General features: G+C 60.5%; 15 protein-coding genes. 4 read left to right on the top strand and 11 right to left on the bottom strand.

Annotated elements, in window-relative coordinates; all coding sequences use genetic code 11:
- Positions 1-140 precede the first annotated feature (140 nt).
- The gene (locus LK12_RS03540; RefSeq protein ID WP_052223122.1) at positions 141-500 is read left to right on the top strand and encodes a helix-turn-helix domain-containing protein; all 360 of its coding nucleotides are present in this window, start codon (positions 141-143) and stop codon (positions 498-500) included.
- On the top strand, positions 497-1807 hold the full coding sequence (locus LK12_RS03535) for a type II toxin-antitoxin system HipA family toxin (RefSeq protein WP_039279348.1): 1311 nt from the start codon (positions 497-499) through the stop codon (positions 1805-1807). The genes LK12_RS03540 and LK12_RS03535 overlap by 4 nt, the downstream gene beginning before the upstream one ends.
- A gap of 26 nt (positions 1808-1833) precedes the next feature.
- On the opposite strand, the gene LK12_RS03530 is transcribed toward LK12_RS03535, so the two are convergent.
- The 3 genes from LK12_RS03530 to LK12_RS24105 are packed head-to-tail and all read right to left on the bottom strand — an operon-like array spanning position 1834 to position 4490.
- Entirely contained in the window at positions 1834-2619 is a 786-nt protein-coding gene (locus LK12_RS03530) for a hypothetical protein (protein ID WP_197063450.1), read from the bottom strand.
- Complete coding sequence (locus LK12_RS03525) at positions 2546-4237, bottom strand: HsdM family class I SAM-dependent methyltransferase (RefSeq protein WP_197063449.1); 1692 nt, start codon at positions 4235-4237, stop codon at positions 2546-2548. The genes LK12_RS03530 and LK12_RS03525 overlap by 74 nt, the downstream gene beginning before the upstream one ends.
- A gap of 25 nt (positions 4238-4262) precedes the next feature.
- The gene (locus LK12_RS24105) at positions 4263-4490 is read right to left on the bottom strand and encodes a hypothetical protein (protein ID WP_082010362.1); all 228 of its coding nucleotides are present in this window, start codon (positions 4488-4490) and stop codon (positions 4263-4265) included.
- 112 nt (positions 4491-4602) lie between these two features.
- Here LK12_RS24105 and LK12_RS03520 point away from each other — a divergent pair, with 112 nt between their 5' ends.
- Positions 4603-5238 carry a S24 family peptidase gene (locus LK12_RS03520; protein WP_006832465.1) on the top strand — a complete coding sequence of 212 codons (636 nt, stop codon included), beginning with the start codon at positions 4603-4605 and terminating at the stop codon, positions 5236-5238.
- Between the two features lie 10 nt (positions 5239-5248).
- Here the strand turns inward: LK12_RS03520 and LK12_RS03515 are convergent, their stop codons facing one another.
- The 5 genes from LK12_RS03515 to LK12_RS03495 all read right to left on the bottom strand — a co-directional run bounded on the left by LK12_RS03515 (position 5249) and on the right by LK12_RS03495 (position 12800).
- A complete protein-coding gene (locus LK12_RS03515) occupies positions 5249-6157 on the bottom strand; it encodes an HNH endonuclease (protein ID WP_039279337.1) in 909 nt (302 codons plus the stop codon).
- A gap of 72 nt (positions 6158-6229) precedes the next feature.
- Entirely contained in the window at positions 6230-9154 is a 2925-nt protein-coding gene (gene mobF, locus LK12_RS03510; RefSeq protein WP_039279334.1) for a MobF family relaxase, read from the bottom strand.
- 59 nt (positions 9155-9213) lie between these two features.
- A complete protein-coding gene (locus tag LK12_RS03505; RefSeq protein WP_039279331.1) occupies positions 9214-11526 on the bottom strand; it encodes a type IV secretion system DNA-binding domain-containing protein in 2313 nt (770 codons plus the stop codon).
- Positions 11516-11848, bottom strand: a complete 333-nt coding sequence (locus LK12_RS24100) for a hypothetical protein (protein ID WP_082010325.1) — start codon at positions 11846-11848, stop codon at positions 11516-11518. Before LK12_RS24100 ends, LK12_RS03505 begins: the two co-directional genes overlap by 11 nt.
- A gap of 730 nt (positions 11849-12578) precedes the next feature.
- Positions 12579-12800, bottom strand: a complete 222-nt coding sequence (locus LK12_RS03495) for a hypothetical protein (RefSeq protein ID WP_039280245.1) — start codon at positions 12798-12800, stop codon at positions 12579-12581.
- A 346-nt stretch (positions 12801-13146) separates the two neighbouring features.
- Here LK12_RS03495 and LK12_RS03490 point away from each other — a divergent pair, with 346 nt between their 5' ends.
- The gene (locus tag LK12_RS03490) at positions 13147-13413 is read left to right on the top strand and encodes a DUF6437 family protein (RefSeq protein WP_039279327.1); all 267 of its coding nucleotides are present in this window, start codon (positions 13147-13149) and stop codon (positions 13411-13413) included.
- 67 nt (positions 13414-13480) lie between these two features.
- Here LK12_RS03490 and LK12_RS03485 read toward each other — a convergent pair whose 3' ends face one another.
- From LK12_RS03485 to LK12_RS03475, 3 genes are all read right to left on the bottom strand, one after another.
- A complete protein-coding gene (locus LK12_RS03485; protein WP_039279324.1) occupies positions 13481-13879 on the bottom strand; it encodes a single-stranded DNA-binding protein in 399 nt (132 codons plus the stop codon).
- A 269-nt stretch (positions 13880-14148) separates the two neighbouring features.
- The gene (locus tag LK12_RS03480) at positions 14149-14418 is read right to left on the bottom strand and encodes a hypothetical protein (protein ID WP_039280243.1); all 270 of its coding nucleotides are present in this window, start codon (positions 14416-14418) and stop codon (positions 14149-14151) included.
- A gap of 70 nt (positions 14419-14488) precedes the next feature.
- The gene (locus tag LK12_RS03475) at positions 14489-15424 is read right to left on the bottom strand and encodes a DUF2493 domain-containing protein (protein WP_039279323.1); all 936 of its coding nucleotides are present in this window, start codon (positions 15422-15424) and stop codon (positions 14489-14491) included.
- Positions 15425-15490 lie beyond the last annotated feature (66 nt).

Raw genomic sequence — 15490 nt, 5'->3', positions numbered from 1 at the left:
TCCGACCTATATAAAGTAGCAAATTTGATGCATTATCGGTGATAAGCCAATTTACGTCTTGATATTGACACATTAAGTGACTTCATGTAAAGACGCAAAATCGCTACACAACGCTCCATATTTGAGATAATGTCTCGATAATGCCACATTATGATTCACCAGCTCTGCGCCCGCTCTCGGTGCTGCTATCCGACCTCGGGAAGCAGATCGAAGCATATCGCATATCACGCAATCTCAAGCAGGCCGAGCTTGCGGAAATGGCAGGTATCTCGCGTTCAACGCTCGCCCGCCTGGAAGCCGGTAATGGCGGGACCATCGATAGCCTCGCAAGGATAATGCGTGCGCTCGAAATTGAAGACCGCCTGCTGGATGTCATGCCGGACGCCAAGCTGAGCCCGCTCGATCCCCGGTCCGACACCGGCAAGGCGCGGCAAAGGGTGCGCAAGTCTTCTGAAGGTGAGGCTGGCGAGGAATGGAGCTGGGGTGACGAGGCCCCATGACGCGTGCCGTAGTCAATCTCTGGGGTCGTCAGATCGGCGCCGTCCTGTGGGACGAGGATCGCGATGTCGGGGTTTTCGAATACACTCCGGAATTCAGCCGCAGCGGTATCGAAGTCGCCCCGCTCACAATGCCCCTGCGAAGGGGCGTCTACGACTTTCCCGCGCTGAATTACGAGACCTTCAAAGGGCTTCCGGGTATGCTGGCCGATAGCCTGCCCGACAAGTTTGGTAACGCCCTGATCAACCGTTGGCTTGCCGAGCAGGGCCGCACAGCCGACAGCTTCGATCCGGTCGAGCGCCTTTGTTACACCGGCCGCAGAGGCATGGGCGCGCTCGAATTCGAACCTGCCACCGGCGAGCGCCGCGAACAGGGCCAGCCGGTCGATATCGCGCCGCTTGTCGAGCTCGCCAACAGGGTCATTGCCGCGCGCGAAGAACTGGCCGGTGTGCTCAAGGGAGAGGATGACCACCGCGCACTCCAGGAGATCCTGCGCGTCGGAACCTCTGCTGGAGGTGCCCGGGCCAAGGCCGTCCTCGCCTGGGACGAGGCGACCGGAGAATTCCATTCAGGGCAGCTGACTGCAGGGCCCGGCTATACGCAATGGCTGGTCAAGTTCGACGGCGTGTCGGGCAATGCTGACAAGGAACTCGCCGACCCGATGGGCTTCGGCCGCCTTGAATACGCTTGCTACCTGCTAGCCCGAGAGGCTGGCATCAACATGGCTCGCTCTCGCCTGCACGAAGAAGGCGGGCGGGCACATTTCATGACCCAGCGCTTCGATCGCACCCCTGACGGCAAGAAGCTCCACATGCAGTCGCTTTGCGCGATGCGCCATTTCGATTTCAACCTCGCTCGGGCATATAGCTACGAGCAGGCGATCGAAACCATCCGCATGCTCGGCCTCGGACGCGAAGCGATCAAGGAGCAGGTGCGCCGCGCGCTGCTCAATGTCTTCATTCGCAACCAGGACGACCACACCAAGAACATCGCCTTCCTCATGGATAGCTCTGGTCGCTGGAGCCTCTCGCCCGCTTTCGATGTCGTCTACGCCTACAATCCTGACGGGGACTGGACCAACGAGCATCAGATGTCTCTGGCCGGCAAAACGGACGGCTTTGAGTTTGACGATCTGCTGGAATTTGGAAAGTTCGCCGACCTGAAAGCAAGCGAAATAAAATCGATAATCGGCGACTTCCGCTTGGCGCTATCCAAGTGGGAGCAATTTGCGCTGGAGGCTGGAGTACCTCAAGGGATATCAGTCAAGGCGCGCAATGGATTTCGAGATAATCTAATCCCTTTGCAGTAAAGCACTGTGAAACGGTAGCTGCGTTCCTAAGAATTGACGCTTCTCAAACTGCCATCGTCGTACTCGTAAAAATCGGGGTTTCTCACCGCCACCCGTTCAACAAGTTCGCAAATCATATCATGGAATTCGATCTTTTCATCATGTTTGCCGACACGATAGAGTGTGTAGTTGGCATGCCGCGACGAGGCATCGAGAAGCATGAAATAGAAGGCTTCGTACTGCTCATCTCGGCCAGCCGGATCGTCGCGGCCGGTGAATAACCGGAAGCGCGAATGCGCGTTCTCGAACGTCGAGCGCCGCTTGGGCGTGTTGTCCGTTGCCGCACCGGCATCGAAGATGAACAGGCCGCCGAGAACGGCATACGGAAAGCGGCGATGCAGCGTGACGGCCTCGATCAGCATATCGCCGCGCCGGTTGGTCAAATTCTTCTGATAGTTCTTTGTTCGGTTGTCCTTGAAGTTGATCGACTTGATCGAGATGCCGAGGATCAACCCGCTTTCTTCCGTCGACCACGTCACATCGACCTTCTTGGCGCCGATACCACCAGCCATCCGACGTTCTGCGCCAGAGCCTCCCAGCTCTCCGGGAGGTGCGGGACGGGCCTCGCTCATGCCCCGCTGTCGCAATTCTTCTGCCACGGCGAGGGCGATGTTGGCGGAAATCTTCTCGCTGTAGGCCTTCTTCTCGTCCGACTTCGCCGTGTCGGCGGGCTTGTCGCCAGCCTCGATCAATGCCGCCTTAAGAAGATCGTCTATCCTCGCCATTTTTCCCCCTCGCGCGGCGACGCTGAAACAACACGTCGCGCGCTGCACGAAGGGCCTTTAGATCACTGTTCGCCACTTCTGCCAATAGTATGGCATCAACAGACTGCACGGCTGCTTCTACGTCACCATTCCGAAGATGCTTCGCGAGTTGCGGCTTGATTGCGCGAAGTTCCGTCTCGACCGACTTGATGTGATCGAGCGACGGCACTGGCAATAGGTCAGCCTCGCGCGGCTCCATCTTGAGCAAGCCACCGCCATAGGCACGACCGACGATTTCTGCCCCGAGCAGTGTCACGCTGTTCAGGCTCGCCACAGGCAGCAGATCGCGACCGATGCTGCGGCGACCGTCCATGAGCCGCACCCCATAGATCGAATTGAGTATCTGCGCCTTCGCAGTGTTGGTGACGAGGCGCGGGCGATCATGGTTCATGTAAGTCAGGAACAGGTCAGGTTGCTCGACCAGCGGCACCCGCCACCACGGCGAGCGAACGCGGCACTTGTATGCGTCCGACACATTCGCCTTCTCGCCCGCGCGAATGTAGCGCAATGCAGCAGCAGACGGCTTCTCGCCCGGATAGAACAGGAGCGCCCGCGAACCGTCGCGCAGCAGTTTCTTCCATGCCGCCTCTGTCAGCGTCAGGCCGCGCATGTGTCGCGATCCCGGCGGTGAGATTGCCGTCACGTCGGCTTGAGTCAGGCCATGCTTACGCACGTCGTCCGCCGTGAGGGTGAAGTACTTGTTGTTGCCGGTCACGGCGCCAAGGTAGGTGCGACCCCAAACGCCTAGCTCTTCGAAATAACGGGCGGCAACCTCGCGATACGTTGCGAAGGCGCTCTTGGCGACAAGGGCGGGTGTCCACTTCTCGCCTTCCGCTGGCTCATGCTCTGTCCAGTCCGCGAGATCGACCGCCTTAAGCGATTGCGCATCGCGCGTCTGATAGACCTCAAAGCACTGCGCGCCGCCAGTGCCTTCAGCAAGCAGCAGTACGACCTCTTCCAAAACTTCGGGAAAGACGCGCTGCTCAAACATGATCAGCCGAACGCGCGCGAAGCGTCGCAGCAGGAAATTGCGGACCTCGGCAGCATAGCTGACCGACAGCAGCTCAGCAGGCAAGACGAGTGCGAGCCTACCGTCTGCTGAAAGATGCTGTGCCGCCTTGACAACGAACCCGGCCCAGGAACTTGCGAGGCCGGACAGGCGAACGCCTTGCGCTAGCGCAGCCTCGAGGCTCTTGGTTCGCGCCGCACCGGAAAACTGCTGGTATCGAACGAATGGCGGATTGCCGACTATGGCGTCGAACTTTTGGCGGTCGTCGAAGTCGAAAAAGTCGGACACCGTGACGGACGCATCGAATCCAGCATCCCGCAAGAGCGCCTGAGCCGCGATCGCCGAGTCCTCGTGAATCTCGACACCGTGAAGCTGGCTCGACCAGATCAGCGGGCGAGCATCGAGTGCGCGCAACCGCTCGCCAGCGGCAAGCAGAAAGCTCGCTTCGCCGCACGATGGCTCAAGCACGACATCATTGGCGGACTGGATGGCCCATTGAGCTAGGTAGCGGGAAATCTCGGCAGGCGTGAAGAACGCGCCGCGTGCCTTCCGATTTGATTGAGTGTCCACGCGCCATCCCCTTTCTGATCTTCTGCTTGACTCGTTCCGCTCGAACAACCCCTTCCGTGACGTTTTCGGCGGATCACTGTATGTTCTTGATATGTTCTATTTCCAATTTGGGCGCGGGGCAAGGCACGCTGTCGCAATTTGCTAAGTAGCGTTCCACCTTTTCGGCGGTTCTTCTACGCGGCCTCCGGCCAGCCCTCAGATCAAGCACGAAGCGCGGATCGCCAACAGCACGGCGGCCGAACCGTGTCGCTGACATGTGCGATTCTTTCAGATGACGCTCAATGCGATCCAGCAATTTCATGGCCTTCCTCGACTCACTCAACACTTGTGTTCCTGTTATGTTCTTAGTAGGAAGGTTCCATCGAGTCTAGGAGATTTCCTTCTCTCCTGAGACCGTCAGAAGGAACGACACGATGGAACACGTCAGAGAGGAGCTCGATCGTCTGATCCAGCAGCGTCGGCTCGGATATTCCTCGATCTCGCGGATGATCGGACGAAACTCGTCCTATATTCAGCAATTCATCAAGCGTGGCTCACCGCGCAAGCTGGACGATGATGACCGGCGCACGCTTGCCAGCTTCTTCGGGGTCGATGAGCAAGTTCTTGGCGGACCGCCCGCGCCCATGCGCGACGGGTTGATCGAAATACCCGTACTTAATGTCGATGCATCGGCGGGCTTCGGAGCGATTGCCGAAAGCGAGACCGCCCATACCCGCTTTGGTTTCGACGAACGCTGGCTTGCCCGGCTCACCAGAGCAAAGAGTGCCAGCCTTTCAATCATCCACGTCTTGGGCGACTCCATGGAGCCGACACTCAGCGATGGCGACGAAGTGCTCGTCGATGCGTCGGACCAGGGTTCGCGGCTACGTGACGGCATCTACGTCCTGCGCGCCGACGATGCGCTGGTGGTCAAGCGCGTGACGCTCAAGCCAGGTGGCCGCAAGATCACGATTAGCAGCGACAATTCGGCCTATCCCAGCTGGGACGATGTCGACCGGTCCGAGATTCAGGTGGTCGGCCGTGTCATCTGGTTCGGGCGCGCGGTCTGATCCTACCGGATCAGAACCCCGCAAAACGCGCGCGATGCTTGGCAACGAAGTCCGGACGGGGGTGATCCCTCGGATCGACCGGAAGCCTGATCTTCTGTCCTGAAGGCGGGAAGAGCTTCAACAGGTCGGACGGCACCTTGTTGTGCGATACGAGCAGGCACAGGTTATCGTCGAATGTGATGAGATGTCGGTCGAACAGCCAATGGGCCGTAGCCGAGAGTGCCACGCCGTTGGGTACGACGTCGGGTCCGCCATCGGCGACAGACCAGATATGGGCCGCCTGTGCCTCCGCTTTCCCGCCACCATTGATGATCCGCAATCCCGTGACGGCGCAGGTGCTGTCATAAGCGTCGAGAACCTGATTGCGGAAACTGGCGGCACGGATTTTCTTGTTCACCAGGATCTGCTCGATCCGGCGTTCGCCAAAATCATCGGCAAGGAGCGCGGCGGTTGCATCGTCGATGTACCGCTCGTCGAGCTCGAGCCTGATCCGGTTGTCCGGGTCGAGTGTCTCGCTCAGGCCCTGATTGACGATGGCGACGAAATCATCGTCATCGAGCGTGCGCACCGAATTGCCGCGCAGCGTCCTTCCGGCATCGCCAGGACGGGCCATCTCGCGCAGGAAGCGTTCGGCAAAGCGTCCGTCCTTATCGCGGTAGGAGACCACATCATCGAAGGGTAGATAGTCCCTGACGCGTGCGTAGTAATGGGTTGGATCGGCCTCATCTGGATCGATCCGCTCAACGAAGGCAGTCGCGATGTAGGCCATCCGGCCGCCCGATACGCGGGTTTCGCGGTAAAGGATCCAGTCGTTTTCAAGCTGGCGGGCTTGAGGAAGATATTGCGAGGGGAAATGATACCTCTCTGTGATGAGGTCGTCGTAGCGCGAATTGCCGCTGATCTCGAAAACACCCTTCACCGGCAACGCTCCGCAATTCGTTCGAACAGGCATCGTGCCTGGTAACGCTGAAATCGTCCAGGCTGTCGGTGATCAAATGCCGATTTCGAAAGGCTTTACCCTTTCCTTTGTGAGTTCGGGCTTGTCACTTGCAGGCGAAGCGCTGCCAACATCCTTGTCTTGTGAAAGGCCCTTGGCAGCTGCCGCCTCGAGCCTTTGCGTTACTTCAAGGGCCGACGCTTTTTCGCCGCTGTTGGACTTGATGGCCCGGCCAAGTTTCTCGGCATTATCTGCAATCAGCGTAAGGCCGTCCCTAAGCCGTGTGACCGTGACCAGAAAGGTCTGCCGATTGGCGAGATTGCGTTCGCGGCTGTCCATCACCGCGATCCCGCGATCAGAGGTCAGTCCCTGCGCCATATGCGCATTGAGGGCATAGGCGAGGTCCATGCGCTTGAGCATGGGGTCGCCGCGGCCCAGGCGGAGCTCCTGGCCCCCGGACGTCTCCACCAAGACGCTCTTTGTGTCGATAGCCACGATTCTGGCGTGGTCGGCGTTGAACAGCCCGCGCTTGTGGTCGTTGTCGGTCCAACGGATCTTGTCACCCTCGATGATGGACAGCGGCTTGCGTTCGAAGAGCGACAGGCGGCTATCGTCTGCGCCTGGGCGTAAACGCGCAGGATTGAACTTGCGAAGCCGCCCCTTGCTGTCCTCAAGCACGAGCTGCCTGCGCGCCTCGTCAATGGTCTTGACTGTGTAGTCACCCTTGGAGAGTTTCTGGGTGCTGTCGCGCGAGCGAAAGTTGAGGACCATGCCCGGCTGGTATGTGCGAAGATATCGTAGCTCCTCGTGTGTCACATTCACCCGCGAATGAACGGTCAGCCGGCCCGATCGTGGGCCGAGCTCGCCATTGGCCTTGAGTCCGCGCTGGACAGCCTCGTTGACCGCAGAACGTAAGGCCCGTCCCGACGCGTAGATCGACGTCCGATCCCGATCCGCCGGGCTGAGCGAAAGCCAGTTTTCGGCAGCAACAATCGCACTGTCGCCGCGTGCCTCGATGGTTGAAGGAGCAAGAGCCCGGAGCGCATCGTCGATGCGTCCCTCCTGCGCGGCGGCCTGGGCTCGCCGCAGGACGGGATCGCGGCCGCGCAAATTCACATCCATGTTGGCGCGCTCGATCCCGGCCTGCTGGACGAGGTCGAAGGGCTTACCGGCATCGACGGCGCCTAGCTGTCGCTTGTCGCCGACGAGAACAAGGCGGTGGACTTCGGCAAGGTTCGCCAGCCGTACCAGCTTGGCCTTGTCGTCGTTCGACACCATCGACGCCTCGTCGAGCACCAGGACATGGTCTGCGAGCGCGCTCCGAGCCTCGCCAAGCAGGGAGGCATTTCCCGGCTCGTGCAGAAGCCTGCCCCATTGGGCGAGAAAGCGGGCGATGGTCATCGAACGGATGCCGGTGTCGCGCTCGAGCATCTGGACGAGCGTGTTCTGCACGGCGAGCCCCAGCACCTGCTTGCCTTCCTCGCGGAGCAGCTGGGCGACCGGCTTCATCACGCTGCTTTTGCCCGCCCCGGCTATGCCCTGGATCGCTACGATCCTGTCACGCGACGAAAGGACAAGGCTCGCCGCATTCTCCTGCCCTTCGTTGAGCGAAATTCCGTGGTTGAGCGCCGCAACAGCCTGAACCCGTTCTGCGGCGTCCGGTCGATCCAGAATGGGCAACACCGCACCTTGTCCCTGGTCGACATTCGCGAGAATGGTGCTTTCAAGGTCTAGCGCCTCCCGGCTCGCCAGCCAGCCTTTGTGCTCGCCTTTGCCGGGCTCGAGTGCACCGCTTCTGACGAGTGCGTTCACACGGGTTTCGATGTGGTCGACCGTCGTCGGAAGCCCAAAATCGAGCGCAGCCTTCAGCAATCCCTCACGCGGGAAGGCTGCCTCGCGCTGCGAGAGATGGCGTACCGCAGAGGCCACGGCCTGTGCGGCCGCGATGGTCGGTGCATCCTGCTTGAGGACATGGGCAGGGATCAGTGGATCGGCCGGATCGCCTTTGATCCGCTGCGCGAACTCTCTCAGCTTCGCAATTCCGCGCTGCAGAAGGCTCCCTTCTTTCGAGCTGGGAATGTCCTTCGTTGCAGCCCGCATCTGCGACGCATCGATCAGACCGGCAAGGTCAATTCCGACTTCCCGGGCTTTCTGCCGCCACCCATCGAGAAGGCCTTCCCGGTCCCTGACGGGCGCCTTGCTTTTCCTTGTATCGAGGACAGCAATGTCGCGGGTTTTCGGAGTGTTCTCCCCCAGCTGGCGTACCGCGTCGAGGACTTCTTCGCGCCGCGTCGAAAAGGCCATCACCTGCTGGCGGGCAATGCCCGCTGCTTCGAAGTTGCCATGCTTTCCAACCGGCCCGGCCTCGTAGCCCATTTTCTCGACCGCCAGACGAAAGCGAGCCATGGTCATCGAGTTGAGCAGCGTGTTGAACGACCAAAGTTTGTCATTGCGAAGCGCGCGCCACTTTCCGTCGCTGCCTTGCGTGACATTCGCCACGACCGCGTGAAAATGCAGGTTCGGCTCCTGGTTGCGGTTGGTGTCGTGCTGGAAAAGACCAATCGTCAGGTTATCTGTCGCGACCTTCCCGTAACCAGCCTGACTGCCCATCCGGGTCTGCGCCGCGTTCTTTTCTGCCCAGCGCAAGGTCTCGATGGCGGCCTCGCGATAGGCATCGATAATCCGCTGGTCGCCGCCCACCAGCGCGAGCAGCGACCAGCTTTTCGGGAGTGAGAATGTAAGGTCGGTTCCCGGCCTGTGGGCCTGGCCCGCGTTGCCGACCCGGATACCACCGGGAAGTTCTCCCCGCAGCAAGGCATCGAACTGCTCAGCGCTGACCCGCCCCTCAAGGCCAAGTCGTTCCGCTCCCTTCCCGACCCAGGTTCCGGAACGATCGGCATCGGCGCCGGTGTAGTAATTGTCTGCCGCGAAATAGCTCGCAGCAGCCGAAGGGGAGCGCACATTGGCGACGGAAAGCATTCTGCCTGGTCCTTGTCACGGCTCCCCTCGCGGCCGGGTAATCCCTTCCCATTTGTTCTTCACATGTCGGGCTCGAACTCGCCGAAATCCTTTTCCGGAGGATCTGCGACCGCACCTTCACGCAGGTCTTTCTCGACCGGCGTGAGAGATTGGTGCCCACTGGTCACCGCGCGAGCTTGGGGCGTCGAACCGCCCTTTCCACCCGCCTCATCGCCGGCGGCCCCTGGTTCGGACGGATGCTTTTCCGCGCCCATTGCTGGTGCATCCTCGCCGGTTTGCACAGCGGCGAGAGGTAGCGATGGCCCCGCATCCCGATGAGCATCGGAGCGGGTTTCGGCACCAAGATCACCAGCAGCGCGCCCTGCGTTCAGCTTTTCAAGCGGCACAGGCTCCTGTCGATCCTGCGGTTCATCGGCGACACGGCGCTGCCCCTCCAGGTCGAGTTTGAGCTGCTTTGAATCGACAGGCTTACCAGCACCGTCATCGTTCGAAGCGGGATGCTCGTCATTCGGTTTGGAACCCGGTTTTGCTCGGAGAGTCGTTGCCGCAGGACCCTGGCCAGGCTTTATGAGTGGTTTCTCGCGGCCGATGAAACCTTCGGCAATACGGCCACGCGTACGCGGAATGAGCGAAACCGGCGCAGCGGGGAATCCGTCAGGAAACTTGATGTAGGCCGACAATCGCGGAAGGTTCATGAACTGGTCGGGCAGGAGCAACGGCTCGATCTGCCGCCGGGGTGTCAGGCTGACTGCGTCGCGCGCATTGTTGTACCCGTAGCTGTAACCTTCTTCCATGTCGCGCACCTGGCGGTGGCCGATGAAATCAGAGCACCAGGTCGCTGTCTCTCGATCAGCCGTCGCCAGGATAAGCTTGGTTCGCGCAAGCGAGGACAGTGTCATGGCCATGTTCTCGCCGTAGACTTCCTTGAGCTTGGCAAACGCATGCACCCCGGTGACGATCGCACCGCCGAAGTTGCGCGCGGTTTGCAGGCCCTTCTCGAGGGCCGGTAGTCGGTGAAGGGCGCCGAGTTCGTCGATCAGAAACCACATCCGCAGGTTCTGTGTGCGCTCGAGCGTCATCAGCGTATTCATCGCCGTGTCGAGCCACAGCGTCAGCAACTGCGAGGAGATGCTCATGTCGACATAGCGGGCAGAGAGGAACAGGATCGAGCCCGCCTGGCAGTCGCCTTTGACCCAGTCGCGGACCGAAAAGCGCGGTCCGGATGAGGGCAAGAGCTTGAGCACTTTCGCATTCGCATTGAACACCGCGCGGATCGATTCCGCCATGCGGGCCGCCTCCGGAGCGGTCAGCGGATCGGCCATGGTACCGCGCATCAGCTTATGCACTTCGGACAGGTCAGCGGTCATCAGCCGCCGAGCCAAAGCCTCGTTGGTTGCCATGCCGGCACGGGCAAGATGGAGACACATCTCGACAAACAGCATGCGCGCCGCAAGCACCCAGAATTGTTCTGAACCACCCCCGTCATGGGGCACGAGCGCCTCGGCAGCGGCGTGAAACTCGGCTTCCGTCGTGCAGTCGTTGAACACGCTCCATAGCGGACACCGAACATCGACAGGATTGAGAATGATGTCGCGCGCGGGATCGTAGAAGGCTTCAATGAATGCCCCTGTGAGGTCGAAAATGACCGCGCGCTGGCCGCGTTCACGCGCTTCGGCAACAAGTTCGGTGAGCGCCACGGTCTTGCCGGTTCCGGTCGTACCGATGAGCATGGCGTGGCTCTGCTCGAGCCGCCACGGCCAGCTTACACCGGCGAGATGTGCGGGTTGGTAGTGGCCCGCTTCCGCAAGCGCTGACGAGCTCGCAAGCCGCCACTTCCAGCCGAATTTGCGTCCAAGTTCCTCGGCCCGGAATGCCTTGTTGTGACGCTCGATTTCTTCTTCGAGTTCGTCGAGCGAAACAAGCATTGCGCCGCGCTCGTGCTTGCGCTCCTTCGACCGACCGCCAAAGCGCTCGGCAAACCACCAGAAGAACACGAAGGCCGGGATCAGCAGCACCGCCGAGACGAGCAATCCCTGCTTCACTGCCGATCGAAACGCCTCGACCGCCTCGCGCATCGGCGGGAACTCGCGAACGATGGCAAAGGGGAGGCCGACCCTTTCGCCGTCAAGCAATTCAAGGTTGACCAGTTTGGCCGGATCGAACTCCATGAAGGCATAGAGACTGGCGTAGATATGCATCCAGACCAGGTAGATCTGGTGATCACTCAGAGCCGACCGCACTTCCCAATAGCAGGTGCCGACGGCAACCAGGCCGGTGATAATCAAAGGGCCCTTCAGGCCGGCTGCAAACATGAAACCGAAGTGGCCGAGCAGCTGGCTCCCGCGGGTGAAGTTCAGGAGATTATGCTTCATGGGACTGGCCTCCCATGTTTGCGTTGACGGGGAGGCCAAGACGCTCGAGGCGTCGCCGGTATGCCTCGTGAGTACGGTCGCGCAGACTCGCGTCGGAATGGCTGGCAAGAAGCGCATCGAGCGCTACCGAAATGAAGATAGCCTGGCGCGCGGGATCGAGCCCTGCGGGCCGGTCCTTCGCCTCGTTATCGCGCTGCCACGCTGCGACGATGAGGTCACGAATAAAGACGCTGACACTGACGCCCTGGTCCGCGGCACACTGGCGAACCCAGTTACCAACGGAGAGAGATACGAATGTCTGAAGCCGATCTTGTCGGGTCATGAAGCAGGTTCCTTGTCGGGCCGACGGAACCTGGCTCACCTTGCGGAAGGTTATGATGAGAATAAATCGTGAACAACTCGCAGTCAATCGAAAGATTCAGACAATATTTCAGTGTGGTAAAGAGATGTGAGTTGTCTGCGGATCAGCGCAAAGCCGCTCTACTCGCAGACGGGTTGATTTCGCCCAAAACCACATTCTTCAGCAATAACAGAGAGCTAAATCCCGAAATCGCGGGGTAGGGTGTGCTCCCTTGTTCCCAGGCGCGCGAGGTGGTCCAGGCAGTAAGGGGATTGATCAAGGACGACCTTTCCCGACCTCCATGTTGGAGCGCGAGCATCCAGGCCTGGCAGCTGATCGCATGCAGATAGAAAACATTTCGACGCCTCCATCCAAATACAGCACCTGCGAAGAAGGCAGCGGCCAAGGGTGCGTGGGAAGCAAGGCAAGCGGGGCATGTCGCGTGCCCTAGCTTCCCGCCGCCCGACCCGATGCCGGTTCGCAAGTGCACGCGGGGCCCAAGAACAAATTACGCCGCACCCTCAGGAGCGCATCGAAAGATGCGCGGGACAGAGTGCGTCCACAGCCCCGCTCCATTTATCGGGCGCCGCCGCATTGCGGTGGGCGGCCGTCAGAGCAACTGACCAAACCGGTTTCTTGTGCTTGATTGGACTAGCCGGCGAACGAGAAAAAAGGGCAGGAACCGTTCCCGGTTCCCGCCCTGTCGGTAGTCTCAGAACTCGTCGAGCAAGCCGCCGTGGACCGTGTGGACCACCCGCGCTGCGAGATGTGCTGGCAATATGTTGTAGTCACCCTCGTCGAGGGCAAAATACCCGAGCTCGTCATCCTCGATAACGTGCTGATCGAAGAAGCTGTGCAACGCTCTCTTCTCGGCTGTTTCCAGAGCCTCGAAATAGCTCCGGGACGGAAGGGCGCAATGCATTGAATAGGCCATGATAATCCTCCTGATTTCTGTCGTGAGACGACAGGAAGAGTGCGCGATGGTCTTGTGCATCCCGGGTCAGGGATCGCCCGAATGGGCGACCGCGATAGCGGCGGTGGGGGTAACGATTTTGTTCGCTGCCGGATGCAATCCGGTAGCGGGCAAAATGGTGGGGCCCCGCCGTCCTTGAGGCGGGAGGCGCAAGGCCATCATGCTGGGAGAACCGTGAGCCAGGACCCTCCACCTCTGCCACAGTATCGAACGCCTGCTGGGTGCGAATTGTCTTTCCTACACCCCAGTGACGCGCGCATGGAATCAACCGGGGAGCAGATCCGAGGGAGATAAAAGGACAAGTAACATGCCCCGAAACAGGAGCGCGATTGCAGCCCTGCAAAAGCTCGAAGCGGACCGCGAGGCGCTCGACGCCAAACAGCGCGAGCTCGAAGTACAAGCGGCCAAGGAACTCGGCGAAATCATCCTGGGAAGCGGCCTTGAAAGCTTCTCGAAGAAGGGCCTGAGGAAGGTTGCCGAAGAACTCGGGAAACTCGGCGAGGATGCCGCGATCGAGAAACTGACGGGGCGCGGTTCAACCCGTGCTTCGAATGCAGAGCCGGGAACCCAGTAAGCACAGAAGAAGAGGCCCTGCCGCTTGCGGCAGAGCCTCTTCGTAGGGGGCACGACCGGGATCGATCTCAGTCGATATCGGGAGCGCCGGTGTTGTCGTTGTCGTCGCTCGACCCGTTGCCGCGGGAGAGGAAGTCGACCTTGTCGGCGAGGATCTCGGTGCCGTAGCGCGTGACCCCGTCCTTGTCCTCCCACTGGGTGTAGTGGATGCGGCCCTGGACGCTGACCAGCTGGCCCTTTGAGCAGTACTGGCCGACGGTCTTCGCAAGGCCATTGAAGCAGGTCACCCGGTGGAACTCGCTTTCCTTGGCGGTGTAGCCGTTCTCATCCTTGTAGGTCTTGCCGTCCTTGTCGCGTGCAGGGCGATCGGTGACGACGGTGATCCCGGCGACATTGGTGCCGCCCTTGGTCTCGCGGGTGTCGGGATCGCGGGCGATGCGGCCGGTGAGGATTGCGATATTGGTCATGATGATATTCCTTCAGTTCCTCAAACCGGAGACCATCTCCGGCTTGCGAACATCCAGAAGAAGCAGGGCATGGGAGGACTGCACCTGAGGCCTGAAGGGCCGAAGGGAAACCTGTTCATGACGGGTGGTGCGGGCAGGCGCGCGAAGCGCGACAACACGGCCGGAAAGGAACGGGTTGCTGTCCTCAGCTGACCTGATTCAGGACTGTTCGCGAAGAAAGCCGGATGGGTGTCGGGTGTGGGTCTGACGGTGCCAAGACCCAGCTGCAATCAGTTTACCCCTTCGCCCTCCGATGCCGCCAGGAGATCCATGAAGTTGCGGGCTGCTTCCCGATCTTCCTCGTTCTCGAACGCCACATCGAGATCGGGGGCGGACCCGAACATGTGCTGGAACGACCACAGTGCAGAGCGCTTGCCCCGGTCCTCCTCAAGGCCGAGATCGACCCGGCAATGTTCAATACCGGCTGCAAAGGTGTCGGGGGCAACCCCGGTGAGGTCCGTGGTGGCAAAGTAGCGCTGCAGCAGATCGTCAAGTTGTATGACCGGTCTATAATCGGGTCGGCGCCCAATGCACATCCACGCAATGCAAATGCAGATGATGATGGGCCCGTCAGGACCCGGGAGAGGTGCCCAAGAGGCCGCGACGATCGACCACGGTGATCCGGCGCGCCTTGGCATCGATCACAAGCCGTTCGGTCACGCCATTGCCCGGAAATGCGACGACATAACGCGGATTGAGGGAAAGCATTTGCTCGTTGCGCTTGAACCCGGCGCGGGCACCGAGCCGACGATCGAGCGAGTAGGTCAGTTGCTGCACTTCGCGGCGTTCAGCCCAACTTGCGGCCAGGCGATCGGCTCCCTTGCCGTCGCCGCCATGGACCAGGAAGAGATCGGGAACCACATCGCGAACCTTGTCGAGCGTCGCCCAGATATTGTCGGCGTAGACACGCGCATCCTCGGCGCTCCCGAAGCTCCGGCGACCACCGGCGAAAACGACCGGAGTTCCTTCCGGAATCAGAGCGTGACGCCGGTTCTCAGCACGTGCGCGGAGGAAATCGCGGGCATCGATCACAGCCGAAGTAAGGTGGCGTGAATGGCTCGTACGCGAGCCAGAAACAGGCTTCCACGAAGAACCGGTCTCGTCACGGTAAAGTGCTGCGGCAGCCTCCCGCATCTGCTCGAAGGCCAGCATGCTGGCCTCGGCGGCCTGCGCGCGCTCGACCTGCTCTTCCAGATTGCTCGAATGTACCTCGGATCCATCGGCAGATGCGAGGAGGACCCGGATCTCATCGCTGGCCCGGTCGAGCTGAGCGGACTTGCGGCTGGCGGCACGGTGAAAGAGATTGACCATGCCCCAGGCAATATCCTCGGCATCGGCCTCCAGGGCCGTATCGGAAAACATCGCGAAAAGGTCGGACCATACGGCGCCAAGCGTCTGGTCGATCGCGTCCTCGCAGGGAAAGTCGGTTTCGTTGAAGGGAGCTGGCCTGATGCTAAGGCCTGAGAGGTCGAGGCCGCTCAACTGGTCGATGAAGCTGTCGTACATTGGGTGTCTCCTGATCGCGGGGACAAGGAGAGGAGGCACCACTGCCTCGGTCCTGTCCGCCGGAGC

This window comes from Novosphingobium malaysiense, from assembly GCF_000802225.1.
Taxonomy (GTDB): Bacteria; Pseudomonadota; Alphaproteobacteria; order Sphingomonadales; family Sphingomonadaceae; genus Novosphingobium; species Novosphingobium malaysiense.
The sequence above is the reverse complement of the archived record's forward strand: the minus strand, read 5'-3'. Positions and strand labels throughout refer to the sequence as shown.

Excerpts from the sequence above, each read along its gene's own strand:
- LK12_RS03495 (WP_039280245.1), bottom strand. The coding sequence starts at position 12,800 with ATGGCCTATTCAATGCATTGCGCCCTTCCGTCCCGGAGCTATTTCGAG.
- LK12_RS24100 (WP_082010325.1), bottom strand. The coding sequence starts at position 11,848 with ATGACCCGACAAGATCGGCTTCAGACATTCGTATCTCTCTCCGTTGGT.
- LK12_RS03535 (WP_039279348.1), top strand. The coding sequence starts at position 497 with ATGACGCGTGCCGTAGTCAATCTCTGGGGTCGTCAGATCGGCGCCGTC.
- LK12_RS24105 (WP_082010362.1), bottom strand. The coding sequence starts at position 4,490 with ATGAAATTGCTGGATCGCATTGAGCGTCATCTGAAAGAATCGCACATG.
- LK12_RS03505 (WP_039279331.1), bottom strand. The coding sequence starts at position 11,526 with ATGAAGCATAATCTCCTGAACTTCACCCGCGGGAGCCAGCTGCTCGGC.
- mobF (WP_039279334.1), bottom strand. The coding sequence starts at position 9,154 with ATGCTTTCCGTCGCCAATGTGCGCTCCCCTTCGGCTGCTGCGAGCTAT.
- LK12_RS03490 (WP_039279327.1), top strand. The coding sequence starts at position 13,147 with ATGCCCCGAAACAGGAGCGCGATTGCAGCCCTGCAAAAGCTCGAAGCG.
- LK12_RS03475 (WP_039279323.1), bottom strand. The coding sequence starts at position 15,424 with ATGTACGACAGCTTCATCGACCAGTTGAGCGGCCTCGACCTCTCAGGC.
- LK12_RS03520 (WP_006832465.1), top strand. The coding sequence starts at position 4,603 with ATGGAACACGTCAGAGAGGAGCTCGATCGTCTGATCCAGCAGCGTCGG.
- LK12_RS03540 (WP_052223122.1), top strand. The coding sequence starts at position 141 with ATGCCACATTATGATTCACCAGCTCTGCGCCCGCTCTCGGTGCTGCTA.
- LK12_RS03485 (WP_039279324.1), bottom strand. The coding sequence starts at position 13,879 with ATGACCAATATCGCAATCCTCACCGGCCGCATCGCCCGCGATCCCGAC.